This is a genomic window from Microcoleus sp. D3_18_C2 (assembly GCF_036702395.1).
Lineage (GTDB): Bacteria > Cyanobacteriota > Cyanobacteriia > Cyanobacteriales > Microcoleaceae > Microcoleus.
Window position 1 is genome coordinate 1 of record NZ_JAUBTG010000015.1, and the last position, 25,884, is coordinate 25,884.

The window sequence follows — 25,884 nt, forward strand, 5'->3', positions numbered from 1 at the left end:
ATGATAATTTTATTGGGCAGTTGTACGGGATATTGGGGATATAAGCCCTTAGCTGAATTTACGAAAAATCATCGCTCAACTCTGATAAAACTCTTTCACCTCCCACCAGATATTCGTTTTCCATGCGACTCAACTTTTAGAAACATCATTATCTCATTAGATTTTGAGGTAATTGCCGTCCTTTTTAATATATGGGCAGGGCAGACATTACCGAGCACGCCAGGAGAATTGATGGTAATTGATGGTAAAAGTATCAAAAGTACAAGTTTTGGGGGTAATAGTTCTTACCAAAATTTTGTGAGCCTGGTTTCTGTGTACAGTCACAATCGCGGCTGGGTAGTCCGACATAAAGTCATGGAAAATCAGCAGCAAAGTGAAATCGAAGTTGTCGAAGAACTCGTGCAAGAACTTGCGGGTTCTCAAGTAGTAATTACTGCCGATGCACTGCACACTCAAAAAAAAACTATTCAGTTAATTATTGATGGAGGTAATGACTACATAATTACCATCAAAAAAAATCAATCTAGTTTGTTTAAAGTGGCTCAAAAATTAGTCGCATCTGTGGGCGCGATCGATTCAGCTCAAACCTCAGAACGCTTGCATGGCCGCACCACAACTCGCTCTACGACAATTTATCCCGTATCTACTCAGTTATTACCAGCGTGGGCGGGTGTCAAACATATAATTGCTATCAAAAGAACTGGCAGTAGGTGGTCAGGCAAAAAAAGTCGTCGTCGGTTAGTTGATTTCCATGAAACGCATTATTATTTAAGTAGTAAGGATTGGTCGGCAAGCCAATTTGCGTCGGCAATTCGAGGACATTGGTTAATAGAGAATCGGCTGCATTGGGTTAAAGATGTGACGTTAAATGAGGATAACTGCATCCATCGAGGTGACAATGCACCTGCGAACTGGGCAATGGTCAGACAATTTTTACTATCTCTAGCTTGGATGCTCGGTACAAATACACTTCCTGAAGCTTTAAGATTTATGGCCAATCAACTTGAATATGTTAGCGAATTACTTTTCGGTTTATCTCATCAAGACAAACCAATTAAATCTGGCGCGTGCTCGTCAGCAAATAGCCTAACCCCACTGGTTTACTCTTTTGACAATTAATCCACCCTGCTAAATCCCCCTGATTGTTGGGGAGTAGGGGTTGACTTTGAGAAGATTCTTGTCCCCCCCTTAAGAAGGGGGGCTAGGGGGGATCGAGCCCTAATCGTCAGACAGTTTACCCGTACTACGTTTGACGTTAAGTTGACACCAAGAAGGGCACGGGGCGGTGTCCCTAATTACGCAAAGCCTATGTGTCATGCTGAGTGAAACGAAGCATCAAGCCAGATGCTTCGCCCAAATGCCTAAGTCCTATTTTTCATAACGAACTAGAAGATGCCAGAGAAAGATATCCGGGTCGTCATGAGCTATCATCTCTTTAAACATGGAAACAAAAGGCTCATAGTCCAAAAACTGCATCTCCAAACTGAGTTGTTTTAATCCCGCTTCTTTAAAGATGCGATTTAACCGCAAGGGAGTGTAATAAATCTGAGCCTCTTGCCACTCAGCATCCCAAACTTTATTGCCGTAGACATCGATAAATCCCTCTGTAACACAGTGAGCGTGTTTGCGACTAAAATAGGCAATTTCTAAGAAGCATAAGGTGGTTGGAAAATATCCGTATATCTTGCCACCTGGCTTGAGAACTTTACCAAATTCCCGAATCATCTCGCGGTTGGTTTTATCCTCACTGGAAACCACGGAATTTGCGAGTAGGACGTAATCAAATTTCTCGTTCCACTCCGGTTTTAGTTCGGTGATTCGCGTGGAGTCTACTTCCTCAAACACGATTTGCCGATTGTTGAGTCGGGAATCTCCATCTGCTGTTTTCCAGTCTGCTTGTGCTTTTTCAATGGCTGTTTTGGAAAAATCGGTACAGTAGATTTGTCCAATTTGCGGGCAAAATTCTAGTAAGGTTTTCTGAAGATAAATTTCCGAGCCACAACCGGGAATTAGGACTTTGATGTCAGGCGAGTTGGGAATATCATAGCCGGGAGAGCGCTCTGGACGGATTAGGGTTTTGCAGATTTTGGGGTCTTGGGTGATGCTGAAAGAGGTGTTGGTATAATCTTCATGGTTTTTATCCCAGAGAGCTTTCTCTTCTTCAAGAGATTTCGAGCCTAGGTTATGAGAAGAGGGAATTAGCCATTTGTAATCATTTGTGCCGGTCATAATTTTTAACTCCAAAATATTCAGTACAGGTCAAATCTGTGTGTCATACCAATTTAATGTGAAGTTGCATATATCTCGATCCCCCTAAATCCCCCTTAAGAAGGGGAGTAGGGGTTGACTTTGAGTGAGCGGAATCTTGTCCCCCCCTTATTAAGGGGGGCTAGGGGGGATCGGATTCTATGCAGCCTCATAAAAAATTGGTGTCAACCGCTAACAACCAAGCTGCCGTTTTCCAGCACGTACATGACATCCGCACGCAAGGCATGGGCCATGCGGTGGGTGATGAAAATCACTGTGCGTTCTTTGGTGATGCGCTCGATAGTGGCGAGGATTTCGGCTTCTGTGGCGGGGTCAAGGGCGGATGTGGCTTCATCCAGAATCAGAATTGCTGGATTTCTTACCAAGGCTCTAGCTAAGGCAATTCTTTGCCGTTGTCCCCCTGATAACTGTCCGCCCCTGTCACCAACTGGTGTGTCGTAGCCTTGGGGTAAGGACAAAATAAATTGGTGAATCTCGGCGGCTTTGGCTGCGGCTTCGACTTGTTCGTCAGAGGCTTGTAGATAGCCCATGCGGATGTTTTCCCGCACCGAGCAATTAAAGAGAATTACATCCTGAGAAACCAGTCCAATTTGAGAACGAAGGGAGCGTATTGTTGCATGACGCAAATCAATTCCATCAAACAGAATGCGTCCTTTATCAGGGTCATAAAATCGCGTCAGCAAGTTGACAATTGTACTTTTGCCGGCTCCACTTTCACCGACAAATACCGCGAAGTCTCCTTGGCGAATTTTCAGGGATAGATTTTTAACTCCTCCTCTATCTTGGGAGTAGCTAAAGGTAACATTGTCAAAGTTAATATCACTGAAAAAGTGAGGTAAATCAATCGCACCCGGTGCATCCTGAATCGCCGGAGTTTCTGATAAAATATCGCTGATGCGTTGCAGCCCTGCTACTCCATCGATAAATGCAGGCAGTGACGAAGTTAAACCGAGAATATTGAGATTCAATCCTAGCATTAAAACTTGAAAGGAGGTAAGAGTTCCTACAGAAATTGTGTTCCTGTAGGTCATCACTGCACCAATACTTAAAACGATAAGCTGCGTCATGACAAAACCAATCATGGGAGCTTTCTGCACTAAGTAGGAGAGAAAGGTTGCGCGGACATAAACCTGTTTTAAGTCATTCAAATCCCTGGAAAAATCCTCAGTCATTTGGTTCTCCAGCCCGAATATCTTGACAACGGTTTGCGAGAGGATATTCTCTTCGACGACGCTGGCAATCTGTCCTTCTTTTTGCAGCAACTTATAGCCGACTTCGGTGGCAAGGCTGGCTATTTTTGCTGGGGCAATGGTGCAGAGGGTTAAACCGATTAAACTGAGCAGGGCTAATTGCCAGTTGAGGAAGAAGAGGAAAACCAGAGAAAATAGGAAGTTAGACAGTTCTAACACAACAACTGTCAGCCCCATTGTAATTACACCGTTTTCCACCTTTTGGACATCGGCAATCAGACAATTGACAATATCCCCGGCTGAACGTCGCCCAAAAAACTCCATTGAAAGGCTTTGGAGATGCTCGAATAGAGAGTGTCGGATATTGTTGGTGATTAAAATGCCCAAACGCGCTCCGAGGAAAATTCCTAGCAAACCGATGCAGGCATATAGAATTGCTCCGACGACTAGCAATGACAGGATTAGAACCAGAAGACTATAGTTTTGGGGAACGATGGCGGCATCGATGATAAATTTTAAGCTGGCTCGGAAGACTGAATCGAATGCTGCGTCGAATATCAGGCAGATAAAGAGTAAAATGAATTGCCATTTGTAGGAGGCAATGTATTTGTTGAGGGTTTTAAAGAACCAAATAAGTTCCATGAGTTAGGGGAGTTTGTCTACAGGCACGATTTATACTTTTACTTTGGCAGTTTTAATTTGGATAGCATTCTTATTAAGCAGGGGCTGTTTTAAAGAGCAGAGGTTCGGCAAGTAGGGGAAGGTGGTTAAGGGAGCATCTCATATTTGTAAAAACACTTCTTCTGGCTCCTTCCTTCTGCCTCTTGCCTCCTGCCTCCTGCCTCACAACTTAGATTTCTAGCTGGGCTGCCAAAGTGAGATGCTGCCGGTGGTTAAAGCAGCAATGCTAATCCAACTTGATAAACTGTTGAATTGCCTCTACAACTGGAACCTTTTGGTTCTTATAGTAAACTTCTCCACAATCGAGATAGCATTCAGCGGCATCTTTCAGTTCTTCACAATTGTCAGGATTGTCGATCTCTTCGCTGATTTCTTTAGACTGATTCTTCTGTGTTTTAATGTATTCGTTGTAGGGCTTTTCTCGCTTGGTCAGCGTGCGTCGCAGACGACCGGGCTGTTGTTCTCCTTGGAAGCGCTGGTTTAGATCGAAATCCAAACGCAGATAATCCCCCCCTGTACTTTCCATGATTTGGTAACAGATAGCTTCAGAATTTTGAGCAGCAGGATTCATGAACATATCCGGTAGGCGCCGAGCCCAGCCCAACTGTCCCCACTCATTGATCTCTTCATAGCTGTAGGGACAAGTTGTATTGCCAGTGCCAATGGAGAGGACAGCAATATCGCTCAATTGTAATTTGTTTTGTTTTTCAATCAACAAAGCGTGGGCGATCGCCACTAACGCCGGGTTATTGGCTGAGACACCGCCATCGATATGGGGAAGACTTTGCTCCTCGTTATAGGGGAGGTTGTAAGGGGGGAAAAACGTGGGTGCTGATGCTGAGGCAGTGCAGATTTTCCAGAGTTCAATGTTGTCGTACCACGTTTTTGCATCGGCCGGGTTATTCGTAAACCACGTTGTGTTTCGGGAATAAACGTCATAAGCAGGTATCAGAATATAGGGTCGATCGATCTCGCTCATTTTCGGAGAACCCAACTCCGGGTGAATCAATTTTTTCTGCAATATTTTAGCTAAACCCTGCTCTCCCTGTTCGTGGGGGTATAACAAATTACTGCCGAGAGCTTGACTTACTTTTCTCCATTTTCGAGCCTCACGAACCGACGGTAGGAATATATTTTTTCCCTCTTCTAAGTAGAAATCAATCATTTGCTGAACATTCATCTGACAGGTAATCGCCGCCGCCAGAATTGAGCCAGTGGATGTGCCAGAAATCAAGTCAAAATATTCATGCAATTTCTGACCAGTCTTTTCTTGTATGGTTGTCTCTACCTGCTTGAGAATTGTAGCAGATAATACTCCCCGGATGCCGCCGCCATCTAAGCTGAGAATTTTGAATGTCATGGTATCCTCCCCGATCGGTTAATTTTTAAGTGAACAGTGCCTAACCTTTAGTTAGGATTGGAATTGAGAACGAAATCTTAGCTGTCATTTTTCATTGTTACATTTTTAGACGATCGCCCTGGTGAATATCTGAATTTTTAGAGCTCCGAGAATGGGTTGAGATTACACAGGTGTGTAATATTGCCAGAACCAATATCCTAACCCCAAAAAAGTCAGCCCAACTAACAGAGCGATCGCTATCTTGGTAAAATCAATAGATTTTTCGGGCAAAGTATCTGTTACTTCGATCAAACTTCCTGGCTGGTTGAATTTATCGAGTAACTCGTTAACATCGGCTTGGTTTGTCATGACCAGATCGAACCCTCGCCAAATATATTGGCTATTATAAATATTTGGCTGTTTCTTGACTCCACCTAACTTGGCAAATAACGCATCATCAAAATACGTGGTGTCGGTTACGGCCTGGTTGTGAAAGGCAATTAAGGGAGGATTCGACTCCTTATTAGACAGCGAAAAGTAAATTTTCTTCGTGTGACTAGCGATGCAATCAAAATTAGATGTTTTTTGCCCAAATGCGCGGTCAATCCAAAAACCAGGCTTCACAATTTTGTCATCTGCTCCATGCAAAATTCCAATGGGTAGAATTAACCTACTGCCGATTTGACGGATGTTTATTGGTTTGGCAGTAAACGGAGAATTGAAGATTTTTAAAATCCAGATGGCTATCTGAGGAATGCCCATGTCCGTACTTGGGGCTGGAGCGGCAGTAAGAATCTGTTTGGGTAAAAACTTTTGTTGATTTTCCTCGATATAGAGAGGCCAACTCATGGCTAATAATCCTCCCAAAGAATGACCGAACACATAAAAATCAAACTCCGATTGAGCAAGACTGGGATTATCTTGACCTAATTTTTTCCAAGCTGCATCAGTTAGACCGATAGCTTGTTGAATCCATTCCACTGGGCTGTGCAAAAGACTGAGGTCAACAGTGTAAATAAGCTGCTTCAGATTCTTTCCATAGCGGTTTTTGAACAATTTGATTACTAAAAATAGTACGACCAAGGCTAAGGAAAGGCGAAGGTACTTGAACAGGGTAGGTTTGAGGAGCTTGCGGACAACCGGGCCAATCTTCTTTCGCCGATATTGCAGTAAAGTATCCTCTATCTTGAATTTATCCCATTTTGAAACTACTTTACTCAAAATGTTCAACCAAAAAGATAAGGGTTCTTTTTCTTCACTGGCTTTGTTTGTTGTTATATCGTCGGGATAGCGGCTGTTTTGAAAATCAGGAAAAACTACATAATAGCCTTGCTTAGCCAATTCTTCTAAATGAGATTCATAGAATTTTGGCAGACACAAAGCAAAGCCGTGCAAGTAAGTAATTAACCTCAGTTTTCCTTCCCCATCCCGGTAAGGAGCATCAGGAGCGAAAACTTGGATAAAATTTCCTTTAATGTGACTCCCTGACTGATATATTTTGTAGCCATCTTTGGGGATAATATGCTCCCAGTCAAACGCGGCTTCTGGATTTTTATTGACCATAAATATATTCTCTTGTTGTTGTTGGTTTCTAGCTAGTTTTTTGCCGATTATCTGTACTTTATCCTCTGTTAACAGCAAACTTAGAGCCATTACTAATTCAGATGCGCTACCAGGGAGTGTACCTACTGTAGATGAAGGCATAGCATTACCAAGTAGGGCAATAAATGTTCCTACAAATAACCACGACCATTTCAGCCTGACCCAGATACCGATACCAATCAGTAGCATGAACAAATTAACTACAATGGTAATAATTGGTGGGCCAGTTAAGTTAGCAGGGCTATAACGCAAAATTTCCGCAAAAAACCTTGGCTCCAACTCCAATCCTATGTAGTTGGTGGTAATATCTATCCCCGCGAGTCCGAATGCAACTACCCAAGATAAAACTCGCACTATTGTAGTCGCCCAAGCTGCTCCAGCACGGTGAGCAAGTTCAACACCAATTACAATGAACAGCGGCACAATTAAGTCGTGCAAGAGAAAGCGAACCCTACTGAGAATTTCTAAAAGCTCTCCTTCACCAATTAAATTTCCTACGGACAGAATGAAATTGTCATAGCTAAGGCTGGCTAGCAATAAAGGTAAAACAATCATCGCTAAGCTGGGTGATAGCCGCCACAGCAGAATCCCCCAACCTAGTAATACCCATTCAATCAGAGCTATACCGAGATGTCCAAGGGGATAAATCATGAACAAAATGTTGTTAATCGGCAAGGAATCAGCTATTGATATAACCATATTTGCTAATTTTCTATTGCTAATTTTTCTTGATTACCGTGACTGAATTCAGCAATGCCTTTGCTGTAAACTAACCAAGTGAAGATAGCAACTCCTGCTTCTGTTCCACCTAAGTCATGAAGAATATGAAATAAAGCATTTAAAGCGACTTGGGGGTTGGTATAGGGATCGCCTCCATATTTGTCGAGAAGAAATACAAAAGTTAAGTTTACTCCTACTGAAAAAATTGGGACTAGAATAATCTTCCAATCTTTGAGAAGCTGATAACCTCGGTAGGTCAAGACTCCAAAAACTATAGTAAGTGCAATATAAATTGGCACTTTAAAGGTAGGGTTGTCAGCTTTATAACCTAAAGGGTATAAAATTGATATAACCAACAAACTGATGGCGAACAAAATGTTAACTAATCTCGTGAGGGCAGTTGTCTTGATAACCAGGCCATCTGACCACAATACAAATGCTGAAATCAAGAAAAAGTAGAACATAAAATTCAGCATGGTGAAATCGTTTTGATAATACCAGCATTGGGTAACGTGCCAGCCAATTTCAGCGGCGATCGCTACCATAATAAAAGCTAGACCTAGTTGGGAAGCAAAAATCACTTTGAACCCCAATCCCAAATTTTTTAAACCGTCGTAAAAAATTCTCATTGCTAGCGGAATCAGCGCAAAAGTGAGAATGTGCGTGACAATTAAGCCAAATTTCCAACCGCCAGTAATACAGATTCTATTTGGATTGACTAACTGAGATTGTGCGATTTCTGGCAATATTGTCAGAGTATAACCCAATCCAAATAAAGCTATGAAGAAACAGAATGCGATAAAAGCTAAGTCAGAATTGAATATTTTGCCCCTAGGGCTTTTTTGAATGTTTATCATGGATTAAATGAGTTATTTTCAGTAGTTATATTGCGGCTTTTATGGTTAACTTTATTAGCTGATACCAATTTAATAGGTCGTTGCATATATTTCGATCCCCCTCGCATCCCCCGCGGGAGGGGGACTTTGAGCACCCTCTTGTCCCCCCCTTATTAAGGGGGGTTAGGGGGGATCGGATTCTATGCAGCCTCATAAAAAATTGGTATGAGCAAAAATCGCATAAAATTTAAACACAAATAGTTATATATTGAATAATATTTAGCTATGTGTGTTTGAAAGGACAGCTAGATAAACTCTTTTATCCCAACTAATGAGTGTTATCTTTTTGATTACCCTTAGTTAGATTTGAAGTTAATGCTTAAGATCGCGGGTTCTGTTCCAAAACCACTTCCTTGTGCCTGATATCTGACATCTCCAGCTTCTAAAATCGCTGGTCCACCGCATAATTCAATTAGGTTAGTACCTTGCTGCACTTTGCTAGGCATACAACCAAACTCACGTTTTCCCCCAGGACCAGTAATTTCAATCTTGTCAATTATTCCAGTTGCAGTAGAAGGCTCTAAGGAAACTACAGCAGTGTCAATTCTTTTTGATTCTTTCAGGCATCTTATATTTGTATCAACATTGAAACTTCCGTTATCAATTTTAATCTGTCTCAATGGCTGCGGAATTACAGGATTTTCAGGAGAAGAGCAAGTATCTGCCATTGCTGCTGTAGGAAAACAGAAGATCAAAACTGACAGAGCAAATGCCAAAATCTTGGCCAATCGCATAGTTTTTTTCATTGAATTCATGATGGTGTTACTTGTCGATTTTCTGATTTGAGGCGAGACGAAGTTGTATTTTTGTCTCTACATCTATAAGACGAATCCAGAGGTCACTTTCTGAATTTTTCGAGTTAGGGGCTGTTTTTTCCTAGATCAACGTACCCTCAGCACAAGAATTTTAATTTCCACCCATTGCACCAGGTTTTGTCCTTAACTTAAGGTCAGCAACAAAATATCTAGGGTAGGCGCTGACGGCAGTGCCTACCCTACTACATCAATTTTTAATCACAGATGTTCAATTACTGATAAATATTCCACTATCAGAATTGATTTTTGATGTTAGAATCTCCAGCGTCGCATTATTTTTCTCCTTTTTGCTAGTTTTAGTTGTTGTTTCTGATTGAGGTTTTATCCTCAATTTTGTTCGAGATTAGTCGAGACGAAATTTGATTTTTGTCTCTACACCTATAAGACGAATCCAGAGGTCAATTTCTGAATTTTTCGAGTTAGAGGCTGTTTTTTCCTAACTCAATGCACTCTGAGAGGTTCAGCTCCCCGACTTCTCTAAGAAGTCAAGGATCTACGCTTTAGCCCGATCGCCCTTTCGCCTCTTACCTTTCAGCCGTTTCACAGCCTCCTCAACCTCCCCGCGAAAAGGGTAGAGCAACCGCCGACTCAGCGCACATCGATACGCCTCCACAGCCTCCGTCACATCCCCCAACCCCAACAACGCTCTCCCTTGCCAGTAACAAGCGATAGCCGGGTCAAACTCCATCAATTCCCGGAACTGACAAGCCTTTTCCAACCATTTCCGACTCGCCACCTCATCCCCCAACACTCCATAACTCTCCCCCAGCCACACCGCAGCAGACACAGATTGCAGATAACCCCCCTCTTCTGGTAGCAACTGCCATCCTTGCGCCAAAGCATCCACCGCTTCCCGGTGTTTCCCCGCCAGTGCCAACACCCGCCCGTGACCAAACCAAGCATCAGGTAACTGCGGCTCAAGTTGCGTCCCCTTCGCAGAGACACCACACCCTCGCTCAATCTCCTGAAAACTTTCCACCAACACCCGCCCCGCCGTCGTCCAAACACTCCAGCGTTGGGGAAAACGATCGAGCATCTCTTCTACTATTGATGCAAGGGTTACTTCAGGGTTCGATCCCCCTAAATCCCCCTTAAAAAGGGGGACTTCCAGAGGAGTTCCCCCCGTGCAGTTAGAAGGCTTTGCCTCCTCTAGCTCCCCCCGTGAAGGAGAAGACTTTGCCTCCTCTGGCTCCCCCCTTTTTAAGGGGGATTTAGGGGGATCGAGAGGAGCTGGGGGAGAGGTTAAAGGCAAAATCTCGCACAACGCCCGATAAATTTCACAATCCTGGGGATACAGACGATAAGCCTTCAGCATCGCCTCAGCCGCTTTCTGATATTCCCCCGTATGGAACAAGCACCGCCCATAGGAATACCAACCCCTAGGATGATTCGGGTGTTCCTCAGTAAACCCTTCCAACACCGCAACCCCGTTAGCCGACTCCCCTCGGAAAAGGTGATAATATGCCAGCAACTCGCGGGCATCCGCCGCATCAGGAGCCTGTTGCAGCAAAGAACTAATTATTTTTTTAGTCTGTTTGCCTTCCTCACCCGATACCAATCTCATCCGGCAACGAGTATCCGCCAGTCGTTTGAGCGCTCGGAAATCACCCGGAGCCACCTCTAGCGCTTTGCTCAACCGCCGCTGCGCTTGGCGCACATTCCCCACCGCATGACTCGCGTCATAGCTGTCAATCAGCGCTACAACATCATCTGGCTGAAGGGACAAAACCGTATCAAAGGCTCGCAAAGCTGCAACCGCATCCCCTCTCCCCCTTTGCACCTGCCCCAAGGCCAGCCAGTGAGCCGCATTATCTGGTTCAAGGGTTGCCGCCGACTCAAAAGCGAGTATCGCGGCTTGAGTGTCATTTCTACAGAGTGCGATCGATCCGCTGATATGCTGCCGAGTCGCCTCATTGCGTGCATTGGCCGAGGCACTTTCATAAACCGCTACTGCCTCAACCTCTCGTCCCATAAGCTGCAAGAGTTTCCCCAATTGCAACCGCACGCCAATCAATGGTTGCTGCCGATCGATTACTTGGCGATACTCCTCAACCGCCTGCTCAATACGACCCATTGCATACAGCAGATTCGCCAATTCCAACCGTTTCTTCCATCCCGAAGGATACTGCTGCACGTACTCACTTAATGTTTTCAGCTTCTGGTCAATTCGGGCTGGCTTTTCGTCTAAAACTAGGTAAGCATTCAACTCCACCCCAGAGGACTGAGTGAGGGATACCACCCGGAGTGCAGTGTTTCTAGACATATTGCTGTTACCTGATAATTAATTGTCTCGCCAATGTTCTGAGGGATGGGGGCGATCGAGTCGGATGCGATCGTTTCATCGGATTGTAGGGGCAATTCCCCTGCGTCAAGCGAAGCTATCCCGTAGGGAATCGCCCCACCATCTTGACGCGGTAGGCACGGGGGCACTACCCCTACAGCAAAATCATCCCCGATCGAGGCAACGTCCCCCTTTTGAGACGACTCGGAGGAATCTAACAAACCATCATCCAACCCTGACAAATACCTGCTCAAACGCTTTTGCAGAATTTCTCGTGCCTGTTGAATGCGCTTGTAAACGTTATTGAGCGAGAGAGCAAGTTTTTGGGCAATATCTTGATAGGCAATCTGGTGGCAGTAACGCAGAATAAACGGATTGCGTAATCGAGAAGGAAGAGTATCAATAGCGCGGCGAATGTACTGTCCCAACTCATGATGTAGAAGTGCTTCTTCAGGAGAGTTCAAACCAGAAATAAATGCTGAGCTTCCTGTAGCAGCTACTTCTTCAATATCCTCCATTTGCATTGCTTTCCGGCGACGTTCTCGGTGTATATCTATACAGAGATTATGGGTTAAGCAAAGTAGCCAAGCTCGGAGGTTGGTGATTTTTTCGGCATAGTCTGGTAACTTATCCCAAGCTTTGAGCATGGCGCGACTGAGCACCTCTTCGGCATCAGTAGGATTCCCTCCCATCCACTTGACACAGCAACGGTAAAGATAATCTCGATTCTGCTGCCATAGCTGCCAAAATGCTTTCTCTATATCTTCAGGACAATACCGAATGTCTGTTGCAATAAGTGATTGAGAATTTGACATGATTTTAAAGGTGGTGAAAGATAGATGTGAAGGAACATTTTTCTGTTACTTTTTTCGTTGCACCCCAATCCCGCAAACATCTAGCTGAGTCTAGTCTGAGTATTTATCCGGCTAAAGATTGGATTCAGTGTCCTTAGCCAATATTCAAGGTTTATTGTTGTCAGGGTGATTCATGAATCACCCCGATTCAAGCCAATCAAGCAAAAGGAACCGAGAACAAGACACCGCCCTCGGTATAAGGCGCTTGCAAAGGGCTAACAGGAATACCCGGGAAGTTGCGAGCGGTCATTTCGCTATAGTTCCCCACTGCGGAAATCGCATTCAAAGCAAAATTATTCGACAAACCCAGACTTTCACCCACATTTCCTTCCACTCCCAAAAAGCGGCGAACAACTGGATCTGAGCTATTGATTTCCTGGCGCACATTTTCTGAAGTTAAACCCAGTTCTAACGCTTCATAAAGAGAATAAGTAACGCCAGAAACCACATCCTTCCACTGGGATTGATTCTCGTCCACCACCATTGCTAAAGGCTCCTCTCCCAAGACTTCTGGAAAGGGCTGATGCTGGTCTCGCTGCTCTGGGGGTAAGGTGAGAAGACGAGAGATAATCAGACCTCCATCGCCGGTGAGCGCATCCAATTCGCCCTTGATATAACTATCAAATAGGGTCTGGAAGCTATCTAAGGCTACGATTTCCGCATTAATACCCGAAGCACTCAGTTTTTCTCGCAGAGTTGCCTCAGAAGTGGTATTTGCACTCACGCCAATTCGGCGACCTGCAAGCTGTTCAAAAGAGGTAATTCCGCTGGCGGTTGGTGTTACTACAAATTGAGCATCGTAAGTATTAATGGGGGCAAAATCTACCCCCAGCAAAGCATCCCGCTTGAGGTTGTGGGTGGCATTGCGGCTAGTTACATCAACGATGCCATTGGCGACATCGCTGAAGCGCTGAGCCCCCGTTTTCTGAATTACGAATTCCACTGCGTTGGGGTCGCCAAATAGGGAAGCTGCTAGTCCCCGACCCAAATCCACATCAAATCCGGTTAAATTGCCGTTGGGGTCAGCAAAACCCAGTCCAGGTGCATCATTTCTCACCCCAACGCGCACGAAACCCCGGTCTAAAACTTCCTCTAAAACGTTGCGGTTGTCGTTATTTACTAAGGGTACACTTAATTCGTCAGTCCCCGAAAAGGGTGGATAATAGAGCAGTCCCCCAGGCTCGACAAACATTAGTTCATTGAGCTGGCGCGGCAGCACTTCGGGATTGAAATTGCGATTGTAAATCTCTTCGTAATTACCAATTTGTTGGATAACTTTCAAGGCAAAATCATTTTTGAGTCCCAAAGATTCTCCTAAATTCCCTTCCACGCCTAAAAAGCGCTTACTGGCGGAATTTCCATCAAGAAATTCATTCACATTCTGGGAGTTAATGCCAAAGAATTCGGCTTGGATGGGAGCGTTGACCGCCCACCGCACCACATCAGCCCATTCAGACTGATTTTCCGGCACGATGAGTGCTAAAGGCTCTTTGGAAATGGCTTCATCCAGGATGACTTGATTTCCCGGATTGGATAAGGTGGGAATGCGATTGCTCAGCACCCCGCGATTAATCGAAACTGCACCGATTTGTCCCGCATCGTAAGCGCCAAACAGAGCATCTTGTGAGGGGAAAGTTTGGATGTTGAGGGCGATTCCGGCACGTTGAGCGGCATCTATTAAATTTTGCCCAGAGCGCGTTCCTGCTAATACGCCGATGGTTGTTCCTGATAACTGGTTAACAGAACTAATTCCACTATTACCACGCACCAATACCGCTTGAGTGTCGAAGAAAACGGTAGGCGAATAATCTACTCCTAAACTGGCATCGCGGAGCACAGATTGAGTGGGCAAAGTGGCGGCGATATCCACTGCGCCACTGGCAACACTATTAAAGTCTTCACCGGCTTTGACGACTGCGAATTCTACTGCATTCGGGTTCCCAAACAAAGCAGTGGCAATGGCGCGACTAAAATCAATGCCAATCCCACTAAAAGAACCGTCGGCTTCCCGGTTGCTAAATCCGATCGCATCCTCGTTAACTGCAACCCGCACAAACCCGCGCTTTAAGATTTCTTGAAGTTGAGATCCTGTGGGTGTGGTACTGGCAACGGGCGATCGACCTTCAGCCGCTCCAAACCGCGCATAATGTTCAAATCCGCTTGAGAAACTACCGTTGGCCACTGCTGCTGCTACCTGGGGGTTAGCATCTAGATAAAATTGCTCGTTGAAGGAAATTTGTGGGTTTCTTTTTTCAATAAAACCAAACTTTACCCAATGCTCGAAGCCGTTGGGAATAATGCCTGAAGCTACGGCTTGTGCCACGTCGGGATTTTCTTGCAGGTAGGTAGTTTCGTTGTAGTTAAGGATGGTCATAATCCTGGTAATTAGATAATTTGTGTGTTCAATTAACAGGGGTTCCGATCAATTCTTATTTCTGCTCCAACCGCAGCCTATTTCGGCACGTTGCTATTGTTGGATGGTTTTGTTAAGCAATAGGTGAATTATGCTATTGCTGTTGTGTTAACCGAGCGATCGCTTTGACTTGGAAAACAGCTAAGTGCACCCACTTTCTTCCATATCTTTCAGCATTTTTCAAAAAGAGCGTTGCATATTTGCGGGATGGTTTTGAATTTTATCAAAGCTGAAAACCCTTATTTTTCCGGCGGGATCTTCGATCGACCCTACAAAATTCATCCCAAAATGATGCAATGCTTTTTCTTGAGGCTGTATCCTTTCCATATCTCTATCATCGCTCCCCTCCCCTGCCCCTGTCAGTCGGAAAAGTCGGATCGTAAAGTCGGAAAAGTCGGACGCCCTGGTTTTACTATCTATCTTTAGATGGAGCAGATCGACAGCATGACTGGCACTGTTATCTGTCTTTTGGTAGATGCTATTAATAGTATGTTGGGAATATAGGCATAAAGCAAGTCGGAAAAGTCGGATCATAAAGTCGGAAAAGTCGGATCTTTGCCTAATGGGCATATTTCTGAGTGAGGTTTACACTATCACGCGCTAAAATACATCAGTGATAATACTGAAAATTAATGGAATTGTCGGCGCTAATCGGCGGATGTTTTTATCTGACCATATAAAAACTAATCAAGGCTTGTCTTTTGGATAAATACAAGCCTTGGTAGTGAGTTATACGGTTCTCCGCTAGGTAGCGAACTCAGATTTATGAAAAATGAACCCGTTTTTCAGATTTGTTAACAGCTTTATATATTTCAAAGAGTCGATGTCGTAGGCGTCGAGGGGGTGGCAAGCAACTTAAAAGCCTTGTAGTGACAAGGGTTTAAGCCGATCGCCATCACAAAGAATTAGGGGGGCGCGATCGCTACTTTTGCTTCGACAAGGTAAAATGAGGATCGGGGGCGATCGTCCAGGAGCGTAAGTGTCAATAAGTCTGTCATAATCACTATTAGGAATTTCTCCACCGACTTACTACGGTGTATAACTCAAAGCTAGGGTGCAAAACTGAAAAACCTTACCCGATGAGATTGATTTGTATATGACTTTTGAAGAAGCCCTAGAATTTCTAGAATCAGCCTTAGAGTCCAAAACCAGTAAACCGTTAAATTTTCTTGAGCAGGAAATCTTAAAAGCTGCTTGGAAAAACGCAACTTATAGTGCTGTTGCTGACAGCTTGTACCTCAGCATAGGACATATCAAAGATTTAGCAGCCATCCTGTGGCACCGGCTTTCAGACGTAATGGGAGAAAAAGTTACGAAGAATAACTTTCGCTCTCTGCTAGAGAAGCAAAACACCACAAGTGAGTTCGCCGATGCCAAAGGCGAAGGCAAACTTATGGCGATGGCTGCGGCTGAAACAAGTGACATCAATCAATTAGAAACTCCCAAAGGTAACATCTTAATTGTTGATGACCTCCCAGAAAATCTGCGTTTTCTAACAGAAATTCTCACTAAAAATGGGTATAAAGTTCGCTGCGTAACCAATGGTGCGATGGCCTTGAGAACAGTTCGCAATCATCCCCCCGATGCTATATTGCTGGATATTAAAATGCCAGATATAGACGGCTATCAAGTCTGCGAAGCCCTCAAATCCGATGAAAAAACCTCAGAAATTCCGATTATTTTCTTAAGCGCACTTGACCAAGTATTTGATAAAGTCAAAGCTTTTAAGGTAGGAGGAGTTGACTATATCTCTAAACCTTTTGAGCCGGAAGAAGTGCTAGTTCGCCTCGATACTCAGGTCACTATCCAGCAGCAAAAACGCCAGCTTAAAGAAGCAATCGAGCGACACCAGCAAACCGCAGAAATTGCCTACCAATCTCGCAGCCTGCTGGCAAATTTGCTAAATTCATCTCTGGATGGAATAGCCGCAGTGCAGGCGGTGAGGGGAGATATCGCTGGAGAAATTGAAGATTTTCGCTGCTTGGTAGTTAACCCTGTCTTTGCCAGACTCTTAGGGAAAAAACGAACAGAACTCGCGGGGGAACCCGTGCTCAAAAAACTGTTTAATCAATTAAGTCCCGGAGTCTTTGATTTATTAGTAGAAGTTGTTGAGACTGGAGAATCGCTTGAAGGAGAGGTTCATCTAGAAAGTGATTACCTGGGCAAATGCTATTATTTCACTGCTGTTAAATTGGGAGACGGTTGCTCAATTACCATCCGCGACCTTACAGACTTAAAACTGTCGGCATTAAAGTCAATGATGGAACAGAACCAACCCCGTGCTATCAAATAGCATAAACGGGGCTTACGCAATCTTACCCAGAAACCGGGTTTTTTAGCGAATCAACGGGCTGCAACGCGTCTTTTCGTCAGGATTTACGCACTCCGACGCCTAGAAACCGGGTTTTTTAGCGAATCTAGGGACTTTAACCAAGTATTATCGTAAAAAAACCCGGTTTCTGACCACCCGTGTGTAATTCCTAAAAATATCATCATTCACCAACCAAGGATTCAGTTAAATCGAGAATCTTCTCAAACTGAAACCTCGTCACCCAATTTCTGAGAGTTTGAAGCTCGAAAGCGTGAGATTCAGGAATCTCCTCAAGGAGTTGACAAACTAATTCCGCATCAGCGTCCATAGCTGCTTCATATAATTTTACTATCCATTCTTTTGACATCGCTGCTAATAAATCCGTGAAATTTAACGATTCTCCAGTCACATTAGAAGGGGGAGATGGTAGCTCTTGCTCCTGATAAATATAAAGGACGCCCAAATGTTTAGTCATGATGTCAAAGATGGCCTCTGTGTGGAACGGTTTTCGCACAAAATCATCACAACCAGCCGATAAAATAACTGCCTTTTCTTCTTCCCACACGCTAGCAGTAATAGCAATAACAGCAGTAGCTTGACCTTTGATAGTGCCTTTAATGCGTTTCGTGGCTTCATAACCATCCATAACGGGCATTCTCATGTCCATCCAGATCAGATGAGGTGAGTAGGAATCCCAAATTGCAAGCGCTTCAATACCGTTACTCGCTTCTTGCACTTCAAAACCAACAGGTTTGAGGAGTTTAACTAACAGTTGCCGATTGTAATCTCGATCGTCCACCACGAGGATGCGATATTGGGGTTGGTTAGGCGCTAGCGCAACGACGCGACGACTTTGGGGTTGATTTTGAATTGTGCTGGCATCAGCGATGCCCACAGGAATGTCAAATTTAAATGTTGTACCCGTTGTGTCTTCTAAAAATTCCTTGAGAGGCATTCCAGGGGTGAAAGCTTTACCGTGACTAATGACTGTTATTTCACCTCCCATCAAGCGGACAAATTGACGGCTAATCGTCAGTCCTAATCCGGTTCCTTGCTGCACTTTTTGACCGGATGCTGTTTGCACGAAGGGTTTGAATAGATTCTCCATTTCCTCTACTGCAATGCCAATTCCCGTATCTTTTACTTCAAAGGTAATGGTTGTTGATTGTGGGTTGTTGGTTGTTTTAGTTTCGGCTTCTATTGGGGTTTTTACCTGTTTGTTTTTTACTTTTAAATACACACTTCCAAAAGCGGTAAACTTAACGGCATTACTGATTAAATTAATCAGCACTTGCCGCAACTTAATTTCATCAGCGTAGATATATTTAGGAACATCGGCAGCACATTCAAATCGTAAGTCTAAGCTTTGAGCGATGGCTTTTAAGGCAAACATATCCTCAATTTCAGCTAAAAAATGATGAAGGTTCAAATTGTTTTTAGATACCGTCATGCGTCCAGCTTCAACTTTAGAAAGGTCAAGCACCTGATTAATTAGAGATAATAAATGCTCTCCACTGCGCTGAATGATGTTAAGGTTCTCTTTTTGTTCAGTTAACAGATTGGTATCCTGATTCATCAGTTGCGAAAAACCCAGAATGGCATTCATGGGAGTTCGCAATTCGTGGCTCATGTTGGCAAGGAAAATGCTTTTGGCGAGGTTGGCGGCAACGGCTGCTTCTTTGGCTCGTTCGAGTTCTGCTTCAACTTTTTTGCGCTCACTAATTTCCTGTTCTAAGCGGACATTTTCGATCAGCGTTTTTTGTGCCTGCTTGCGATCGCTAATATCTTGAAAAGCTGCGATCGCGTACTCTACATTACCCGTCTCATTGAAAATTGGCGTACTCGTTGCTTCTACAAAAATGCTCCCGTCGCTGTGGTGGAGTTCCAAGTCATCCGCCTGAGCTTTTTCACCGCCAAGCGATCGCACCAGGGGCAACTGTTCGACTGGATATATCTCCCCTGTCCCTGCCCGATAAATGTGATAGGTTTTTGAGAGTTGCTCGATTTCGGCTTTTGGTAAATCTTGAATATTCAGTAACTGCTGTGAAACTGGATTGGCGTAAACCAGTTGTCCTTTGGCGTCGTGAACGGAGATGCCTAGAGGTATAGCATTGAGGAATTTATTCAGGCGATTTTGGGTAGATTGTACCTGAGTATAGAGTCTAGCGTTGGTAAGGGCGATCGCCGCTTGACTTGACAGCAGTTTAATTAGTTCTAGGCGATCGGGTGTAAAAACCCCATCTGCTAAATTATTTTCCAAGTAAACAATTCCAATTAATTGCCCTTGATTGATCAGAGGGGCGCACAGGATAGACTTGGGCTGCTGTGTTTTGATATAAGCATCTTGGGTAAATCTGCCTTCACGGGAAACATTGGTTTCAATCAATCCTTCCTGAGTCCTTTCAACATAGTGAATAATCGACAAAGGCAAACAGGTTTCTATAGGAGTCGATTGCAAAACCATCACCCGATCTGAGTTAGCCTCACCTGAAGCTTCGACTCGCAGTTGTCCTTGAGACTCTAAAATTAGATAGCCAGTTTGTGCACCGCAGCTTTCCAGCAGGATTTTCATCAAAGTGGTGAGGAGTTTATCTAGCTCAATTTCACTGGCAATTGCCCCAGATGCTTTCATCAATGCTGCCAAATCCAGCGTTTCACCTGAAATGCTGTTAGATGTATCAGACAGGATGTTGCGAGATTTATCCGAAAAATTGGCTTTCGTAAAACGCTTTAAAAGTTCTGGATACTGTTGTTTCAAATCAGTCATTTTAGCTGTTGCACCCCAACGTAAATAACAGTAGTAAGCATTTGTCATATAGGCTCGGGCAACTTGCTCTTTTCCCCAAGCGAGGTAGAATTTGGCAGCCAGTTCATTAGCCAAAGCCTCTTCGTTGAGGTACTCATGTTCTTTCGCTAAGGCAATGGCGCGATCGTAGTAGTCGATCGCCCTAGCATTTTCCCCCAAAACTCGATATCGCTCTGCCTCCACTAGATAGAATTTATGGAGGTGAGTCATCGGAGCAAAGTCCGCCCATTTCTTGATGTTTTTCTGATTGACTTCCACCTTCTGGAGGATGAGTTTTTGCTCGGATTTTGGTGCGTCAGAATAGATAGCCAGATAAACTAAAGAATTGTAGAAATGGTAGAGAGGAATAGTACCTACAGCGCTATCGCTATATTTTTCTGCTGATTTAGCATTTTCTATAGCTTGCTGATAGTCTTGAAAAAGATAGCAGAGAAATAGCTTGTAAAAATAGACCGAGCGACAAAGATTTTGAGCATTCGCCTCTCGATGCAGGGGTAACATTTTTGTTTCGTCATAGCTTTCACCGATTAAACGGCATTTATCTTCAGCCTGTCCCATCAAATTCAATAAAACCTGTCGATTTAGTTGGTTATAGTAATATGATGTTTCTTGCTTCAGTTGGCTGAGGGTATTACTGTACATTGCCATCTCTGCCTCGACTGTTGCCAATTCCTTCCCCAATACATAGGAATGATAGCAGTATACACAAACTGAATAAGCTGCATATTCTAAGTCTCCAGTCTCTAGGGCGATCGAGTAAGCATTCTGCAAAGGGTTTAAAGTTTCCCTAAGATGCTCTTTCCAATGTTTGACAAAGTAATTAACAATAAATATGGTGCGGGCTGTAAGTTCTTTAGTATTAAACTTATCGAGGAGCAAGATAGCAAGTTTCCCAAATTGATAACCAGTCTCAATGTCTCCTACGGTTTCCCCAGACAGAATTAGTCCGTAAGTAGCATAGGCACAAGAAGACACAGAAGTATTTCCGTATTTGATTGATAAATTGACCTGTTTAAACGCAATTAACGGTAGCAATTCAGGTCGGGCTAAATGGGCCGCCGAAAGTATACTTGATAGGATACGCATTGCTGCCAGTTTATCAGGATTAGTCATCACTGGTAGGTCGATTAATTTTTCAACTGGCTTCCCTACTAAACTTAACTTTGTCTTCATCAGTTCAAATAAAATATTTAATTTTGTTGGTTTTTTGGGAAAACGGATACCCAACAACTTTAATACTGAAAGTGCCGTATCTATCGCTTCTAACGGTTTGTTTTGTGCTGTATAGGCTTGAATCTTGACTTCATAGACTTTCACTTTGTCCAGCAATGAAGTAGCTTGTTGAAGCACTAGGTCAGCCAATTTTTCCATGTCCTGAACGTGGCCACTCAAGATAGCAGCTTCTACTGTTTCCACATACAGTGCCAGAGTTAGGTCATACTGACAAAGCCAACTATCTGCACTCAAGCAATTTATACCAATTATTAAGTAATTCCAGGCGGGTTTCCAAGCTGCTGATGCCTTCGCTTTTTTGCCAGCAATCAGATTTAATTGAGCAAGTTTATCTTTTTCTAACTCGATGTCAATTGCTTCAATACCGAAGTTGAGTTGATTGACAATATCAAAAATCTTTTGTTGGAGTACCTGTGGTGGGGTATTTTCTAACAACAGTTGCCCGACTTTCCAGTGAACCGCTTGCTTGTCGTCAGGGGGAATTAGGGAATAGGTGGCTTGCTGAATGCGATCGTGAGCAAATTTATAAATAATTTTTAAGTCATTCGCCTCTCTGTTTGTTTTCAGAAATTTGTAATCATCCCCAACGGGTAAAATCAATCCTGCTTGAATGGCATTCCATAATTCATCAGCCGTTTGTTTTGGAGAAGTTTCATTAATTATTGAAAGAGTTAGTAAATCAAATTGGTTGCCAATGCAAGCGGCTAATCGTAAAATTTTTTGTGCAGATTCTGATAAGGTTTGAATTTGCTCTGCCATGAACTCAACAACGTTATCAGTAATATTCCTAGTTATAATTTGCTCTAAATCCCAATGCCAAGCCCCAGCATTCAAATCAAAAGTCAGCAATTGCTCTGTATAAAGTGACTTGAAAAACTCTTTAATAAAAAAAGGATTACCTTGTGTTTTTTGCCAAACCAACTCGGCTAATCTTTGCGTAGGAACCCACTCGGTTTTCAGCGTATCCGCAATGAATTCATTAACCTGGTTTAAATTTAAGGGTGAAAGGGAGAGATGATTAATTACTACTCCCTGCTTTTTCATTTCAGATAAAGTCAGCATTGCAGGATGAGTTGCAGTGACTTCGTTATCTCGATAAGCTCCGATTACAAACAGATATTGAGTAGTAAAATCTGTCATTATCAACTGGATCAATTGCAACGTAGCGCTGTCTGTCCACTGAAGATCGTCTAGAAATAGGACGAGAGGATGTTCTTTTTGGCAAAAAACTTGAATAAATTTTTGAAAAGCTAAATTAAACCGATTTCGTGCTTCTGTTGCGGGTAATTCGGGGACGGGATTCTGTTTGCCAATAATCAGTTCAACTTCGGGAATGACATCAATAATAATTTGTCCATTGCTTCCTAATGCCCGTCGAATCTTTTCTCGCCACTGTTGTAATTGCCCTTGAGTTTCTGTGAGTAGTTGTCGCACCAATTCTTGGAAGGCAGCAACTAAAGCTTGATAGGGAATATCGCGCTGCAACTGGTCAAATTTACCTGCAATAAAGTAGCCGCTTTTTTGAGTGATGAGCTTATACAATTGCTGAACTAAAGCTGATTTCCCAATACCAGAGTATCCAGAAATTAGCATGAGTTCAGTTTGTCCTTGTACGGAGAGATTTTGTGACTGAGTTGTCGTTGGGTTACTCAGATTATTTGCTAAACCAGCCCCTACTTGTTTTTCTTGTCCCGACGCTACACGATCAAATGCACTCAATAATGACTCAATCTGTGATTCTCTTCCGTACAGTTTTTGAGGGAGTTGCAATTTAGGAGAAATATCTTGGTATCCCAATAAAAAAGATTGAAATTTACCATTTATCAATTGAGCCAGACAAGTTTTTAAATCGGCCTTAATTCCCCAAGCACTCTGATATCTATATTCTGCGTTTTTTGCCATTAATTTTATGACAATTTCTGATAAACTCAAGGGGATGCTTGGATTTATTTTATGAGGTGAATTCGGTTGTTGGGCAATATGGCAATGGACTAATTCAAGTGCATCGACGGATTCAAAAGGCAACTGGTTGGTTAGCAGTTCATAGAAAGTAACGCCGAGAGAATAAAAGTCGGTGCGGTAGTCTAGTGAGCGGTTCATCCTGCCTGTTTGTTCAGGAGATATATAAGCCAATGTCCCTTCTAGAAGATTAGGACTTGTGAGGCTGGGATTCTCTTGGCATAGGATGGTAGATAAGCCAAAGTCAATGATTTTTATTTGTCCTGTTTGAGGATTCAAGACAATGTTAGATGGATTGATATCTTTGTGAATGACCTTTTTTTGATGAACTTTGCCTAACGCATCTGTGATTTGGATGGCTAGGTGGAGAAACTCTGGTAATCCCAAGGGACGGCTATCCAGCAGGATTTTTAAGGACTCTCCTCCAAAATCTTCCAACAACATGAGTTGTGTGTTATCGTATTTTCGCAGTTCGTAGGCTTTAATCGTTTCCTCTAGGTTGAGAAGGCGAGTGATTTCGTATTCCTGCTGATAGCGGTAGAGTTCGGCTGGTGTGGGATAATCCTCTTTGAGGAGTTTCAAAATCAAAGGTTGCTGATTTGATTTGAGGATGCCTCGGTATACGAGGGAATTCGCACTTTCGTAGATTTGGCTGACTATTGTGATATCTGGCAGTGAAATCATGTTGGGAATTATTGCTGCCTAAAAAAAATAAGTATACCAATAAATATAACATGGCTAGGAGCGGGTGAGAGCAGCAGTAAACTCGCTGCGAATATAAATCCTTGCCTTACACCCCTTATAACTTCCGATCTTTTATTATTGCTTTTTTGCTCTGGACTTACTTACGCTATATAGCAATCCTAAATCATTTGCATAATTATTGTAGGGGCAATCCGACCCCTACTCCCCGTGGTTGCCCGATAGATAGGGGGTAGGCACGGGGGGTAGGGGTAGCACTACCCCTAGAAATTTATCTGAATCATTTAGGATTGCTATATTATATGTAGCGTACAAGTGTACTGGCACTTGAAGCGTCTAGGTACTGTGCGATCGCCCAAACTGAAAAATTTCGGAACGGATAATAATTAATGATAAAATAGCTTAAGGATTCAGCTCCCCAATTGTGGTAATCTGACAACCATTCACTTTCCTTCTCGATCGAGTGCGTGCAGCTATGCGAATCGGTAAAAATTTACCAAAGTTTCGGCTTTTCACTATGGCGTTATTTTTCGCAGTATCGCTGTTAATCAAAGTTACTAAATTTCACAATTATTTCGGCATCAACCGCGCCGATCCCGAAGTGAAAGTTGTTGCCCTCACCTACGAGGACGGGCCATATCCTCCCTATACAAATCAGCTTTTAGATATCTTAGACCGCTATCAAGTTAAAGCAACTTTTTTTGAAATCGGCCGCAATATTGAGAAACATCCAGAAATCGTGAAAATGATTGTCGCGAGGGGAGATGAGTTGGCAAACCATTCTTACTCTCACAAATCGCATTTGCCATGCGGATCGCGCCGCAATATCATCTAATTCAGGCATCAAAGTCGGAACTAAAGCTGCCCGAAACTGCATCGGTACAGTAGAGTTACTAGCAATTTCTTTAACCAGTTCCAGGAGCAAAACGAGGTTGTTAGTGGCTTCCAGGAGGCGAGAACCGGGGAGAAGGGCGATCGTCCGAACTGCGGGAATTAACTGCAAATCTTTGCCCGTAGAATTGAGGTTGTCCATGACAGGATTGCCGACAAACTGAGCTTTCTTTAAACCCTGTCGGTTTAAGTCAGCAGCAGTCAAAGCATCTCTAAGTAAAAACGGCCAGACATTTCTCTGAGCAAAGCAACTGCCACAAGATTAAACCCAAATCGACTCGCCCCTCGTAATAACTAGAATGAGCCGACAGAAAAATTATATAGGGGCAGTTGCTGGCATGGGCGATCGCCCCGGCGACAATATCCCCAGTGGCCACGTGGCCACCACCAAATCGCAGCGGCGCGAATGCGTCCAAACAGCTTGCAATTGCTGCCAAGTCAAAGCAATCAGCCCCGCCCCAATATCTTTGAGGAAAAACAGGGGATTCATGTAAAAAACTCCCCCAGACGGCATTTGACTGGTGGGCCCAATAATTGGCACGGTCGATCGGCTGTAAGCAGCCCCGTCAATCGATTTTAGATTTTAGATTTTAGATTTTAGATTGACTTGCGCGAGATAAATGCGGGGGCTTGAGGATTTTCGATTTTGGATTGATTCCACGGATAAATCACGTGGCGGGTACCACATGAAGAAATTCGTGGTCACCGACAACCGGCATCGCCGAAACATCAACATCCGCGCCAGATGCTCTCAAAGCTTTGAGAATTTGACAGTTAATCGCGTCTTCCCCGTGCCCGTTGCTGAGGAAAAGTATCCCCTTCGATTTCATATAATCAGAATACAATCAGAATCAGTGCCGAGCTTTTTTAAAGACAGCCGTGCGATAGCTAAACTCGGGCGGGCTAACTTTTTGTTAGTCTAA

Annotated in this window: 15 protein-coding genes; 3 read left to right on the forward strand and 12 right to left on the reverse strand. The window is 43.6% G+C overall.

Features of this window, described 5'->3' with window-relative positions; genetic code table 11:
* Window positions 1-1,119, forward strand: a 1,119-nt coding sequence (locus tag QUA88_RS12025; RefSeq protein ID WP_333271859.1) for an ISAs1 family transposase, incomplete at its 5' end; no start/stop codon positions are given.
* 249 nt (window positions 1,120-1,368) lie between these two features.
* Here the strand turns inward: QUA88_RS12025 and QUA88_RS12030 are convergent.
* The 9 genes from QUA88_RS12030 to QUA88_RS12070 form a co-directional block, all read right to left on the reverse strand.
* A complete protein-coding gene (locus QUA88_RS12030) occupies window positions 1,369-2,229 on the reverse strand; it encodes a class I SAM-dependent methyltransferase (RefSeq protein WP_333233731.1) in 861 nt (286 codons plus the stop codon).
* A gap of 203 nt (window positions 2,230-2,432) precedes the next feature.
* Window positions 2,433-4,100 carry an ABC transporter ATP-binding protein gene (locus tag QUA88_RS12035; RefSeq protein ID WP_333057350.1) on the reverse strand — a complete coding sequence of 556 codons (1,668 nt, stop codon included), beginning with the start codon at window positions 4,098-4,100 and terminating at the stop codon, window positions 2,433-2,435.
* Window positions 4,101-4,365: 265 nt separating this feature from the next.
* Complete coding sequence (locus QUA88_RS12040) at window positions 4,366-5,499, reverse strand: patatin-like phospholipase family protein (protein ID WP_333057349.1); 1,134 nt, start codon at window positions 5,497-5,499, stop codon at window positions 4,366-4,368.
* Between the two features lie 162 nt (window positions 5,500-5,661).
* A complete protein-coding gene (locus QUA88_RS12045; protein WP_333271863.1) occupies window positions 5,662-7,731 on the reverse strand; it encodes a hypothetical protein in 2,070 nt (689 codons plus the stop codon).
* A gap of 53 nt (window positions 7,732-7,784) precedes the next feature.
* On the reverse strand, window positions 7,785-8,657 hold the full coding sequence (locus tag QUA88_RS12050; protein WP_333057346.1) for a hypothetical protein: 873 nt from the start codon (window positions 8,655-8,657) through the stop codon (window positions 7,785-7,787).
* A gap of 335 nt (window positions 8,658-8,992) precedes the next feature.
* A complete protein-coding gene (locus QUA88_RS12055; protein ID WP_333207846.1) occupies window positions 8,993-9,442 on the reverse strand; it encodes a hypothetical protein in 450 nt (149 codons plus the stop codon).
* A 562-nt stretch (window positions 9,443-10,004) separates the two neighbouring features.
* Entirely contained in the window at window positions 10,005-11,774 is a 1,770-nt protein-coding gene (locus QUA88_RS12060; RefSeq protein ID WP_333271867.1) for a tetratricopeptide repeat protein, read from the reverse strand.
* Complete coding sequence (locus QUA88_RS12065; protein WP_333207843.1) at window positions 11,714-12,607, reverse strand: RNA polymerase sigma factor; 894 nt, start codon at window positions 12,605-12,607, stop codon at window positions 11,714-11,716. Before QUA88_RS12065 ends, QUA88_RS12060 begins: the two co-directional genes overlap by 61 nt.
* 196 nt (window positions 12,608-12,803) lie before the next feature.
* Complete coding sequence (locus QUA88_RS12070; protein WP_333207842.1) at window positions 12,804-15,020, reverse strand: transporter substrate-binding domain-containing protein; 2,217 nt, start codon at window positions 15,018-15,020, stop codon at window positions 12,804-12,806.
* Between the two features lie 1,135 nt (window positions 15,021-16,155).
* Between QUA88_RS12070 and QUA88_RS12075 the strand changes: the two genes are divergently transcribed.
* The gene (locus QUA88_RS12075) at window positions 16,156-17,352 is read left to right on the forward strand and encodes a response regulator (RefSeq protein WP_333057340.1); all 1,197 of its coding nucleotides are present in this window, start codon (window positions 16,156-16,158) and stop codon (window positions 17,350-17,352) included.
* A gap of 199 nt (window positions 17,353-17,551) precedes the next feature.
* On the opposite strand, the gene QUA88_RS12080 is transcribed toward QUA88_RS12075, so the two are convergent.
* The gene (locus QUA88_RS12080) at window positions 17,552-24,052 is read right to left on the reverse strand and encodes an AAA family ATPase (protein ID WP_333271870.1); all 6,501 of its coding nucleotides are present in this window, start codon (window positions 24,050-24,052) and stop codon (window positions 17,552-17,554) included.
* 535 nt (window positions 24,053-24,587) lie between these two features.
* Between QUA88_RS12080 and QUA88_RS12085 the strand changes: the two genes are divergently transcribed.
* On the forward strand, window positions 24,588-24,905 hold the full coding sequence (locus QUA88_RS12085; RefSeq protein WP_333233738.1) for a polysaccharide deacetylase family protein: 318 nt from the start codon (window positions 24,588-24,590) through the stop codon (window positions 24,903-24,905).
* Between the two features lie 372 nt (window positions 24,906-25,277).
* Here the strand turns inward: QUA88_RS12085 and QUA88_RS12090 are convergent, their stop codons facing one another.
* Window positions 25,278-25,451, reverse strand: coding sequence for a hypothetical protein (locus tag QUA88_RS12090; protein ID WP_333271875.1), 174 nt, complete (start codon window positions 25,449-25,451; stop codon window positions 25,278-25,280).
* 178 nt (window positions 25,452-25,629) lie between these two features.
* Window positions 25,630-25,791, reverse strand: a complete 162-nt coding sequence (locus QUA88_RS12095) for a hypothetical protein (RefSeq protein ID WP_333057336.1) — start codon at window positions 25,789-25,791, stop codon at window positions 25,630-25,632.
* Window positions 25,792-25,884 lie beyond the last annotated feature (93 nt).

Bases quoted from the DNA above. Each gene is read 5' to 3' on its own strand.
- QUA88_RS12030 (WP_333233731.1), bottom strand. From the start codon at position 2,229: ATGACCGGCACAAATGATTACAAATGGCTAATTCCCTCTTCTCATAAC.
- QUA88_RS12035 (WP_333057350.1), bottom strand. From the start codon at position 4,100: ATGGAACTTATTTGGTTCTTTAAAACCCTCAACAAATACATTGCCTCC.
- QUA88_RS12040 (WP_333057349.1), bottom strand. From the start codon at position 5,499: ATGACATTCAAAATTCTCAGCTTAGATGGCGGCGGCATCCGGGGAGTA.
- QUA88_RS12045 (WP_333271863.1), bottom strand. From the start codon at position 7,731: ATGATTTATCCCCTTGGACATCTCGGTATAGCTCTGATTGAATGGGTA.
- QUA88_RS12050 (WP_333057346.1), bottom strand. From the start codon at position 8,657: ATGATAAACATTCAAAAAAGCCCTAGGGGCAAAATATTCAATTCTGAC.
- QUA88_RS12055 (WP_333207846.1), bottom strand. From the start codon at position 9,442: ATGAAAAAAACTATGCGATTGGCCAAGATTTTGGCATTTGCTCTGTCA.
- QUA88_RS12060 (WP_333271867.1), bottom strand. From the start codon at position 11,774: ATGTCTAGAAACACTGCACTCCGGGTGGTATCCCTCACTCAGTCCTCT.
- QUA88_RS12065 (WP_333207843.1), bottom strand. From the start codon at position 12,607: ATGTCAAATTCTCAATCACTTATTGCAACAGACATTCGGTATTGTCCT.
- QUA88_RS12070 (WP_333207842.1), bottom strand. From the start codon at position 15,020: ATGACCATCCTTAACTACAACGAAACTACCTACCTGCAAGAAAATCCC.
- QUA88_RS12075 (WP_333057340.1), top strand. From the start codon at position 16,156: ATGACTTTTGAAGAAGCCCTAGAATTTCTAGAATCAGCCTTAGAGTCC.
- QUA88_RS12080 (WP_333271870.1), bottom strand. From the start codon at position 24,052: ATGATTTCACTGCCAGATATCACAATAGTCAGCCAAATCTACGAAAGT.
- QUA88_RS12085 (WP_333233738.1), top strand. From the start codon at position 24,588: ATGGCGTTATTTTTCGCAGTATCGCTGTTAATCAAAGTTACTAAATTT.
- QUA88_RS12090 (WP_333271875.1), bottom strand. From the start codon at position 25,451: ATGAATCCCCTGTTTTTCCTCAAAGATATTGGGGCGGGGCTGATTGCT.
- QUA88_RS12095 (WP_333057336.1), bottom strand. From the start codon at position 25,791: ATGAAATCGAAGGGGATACTTTTCCTCAGCAACGGGCACGGGGAAGAC.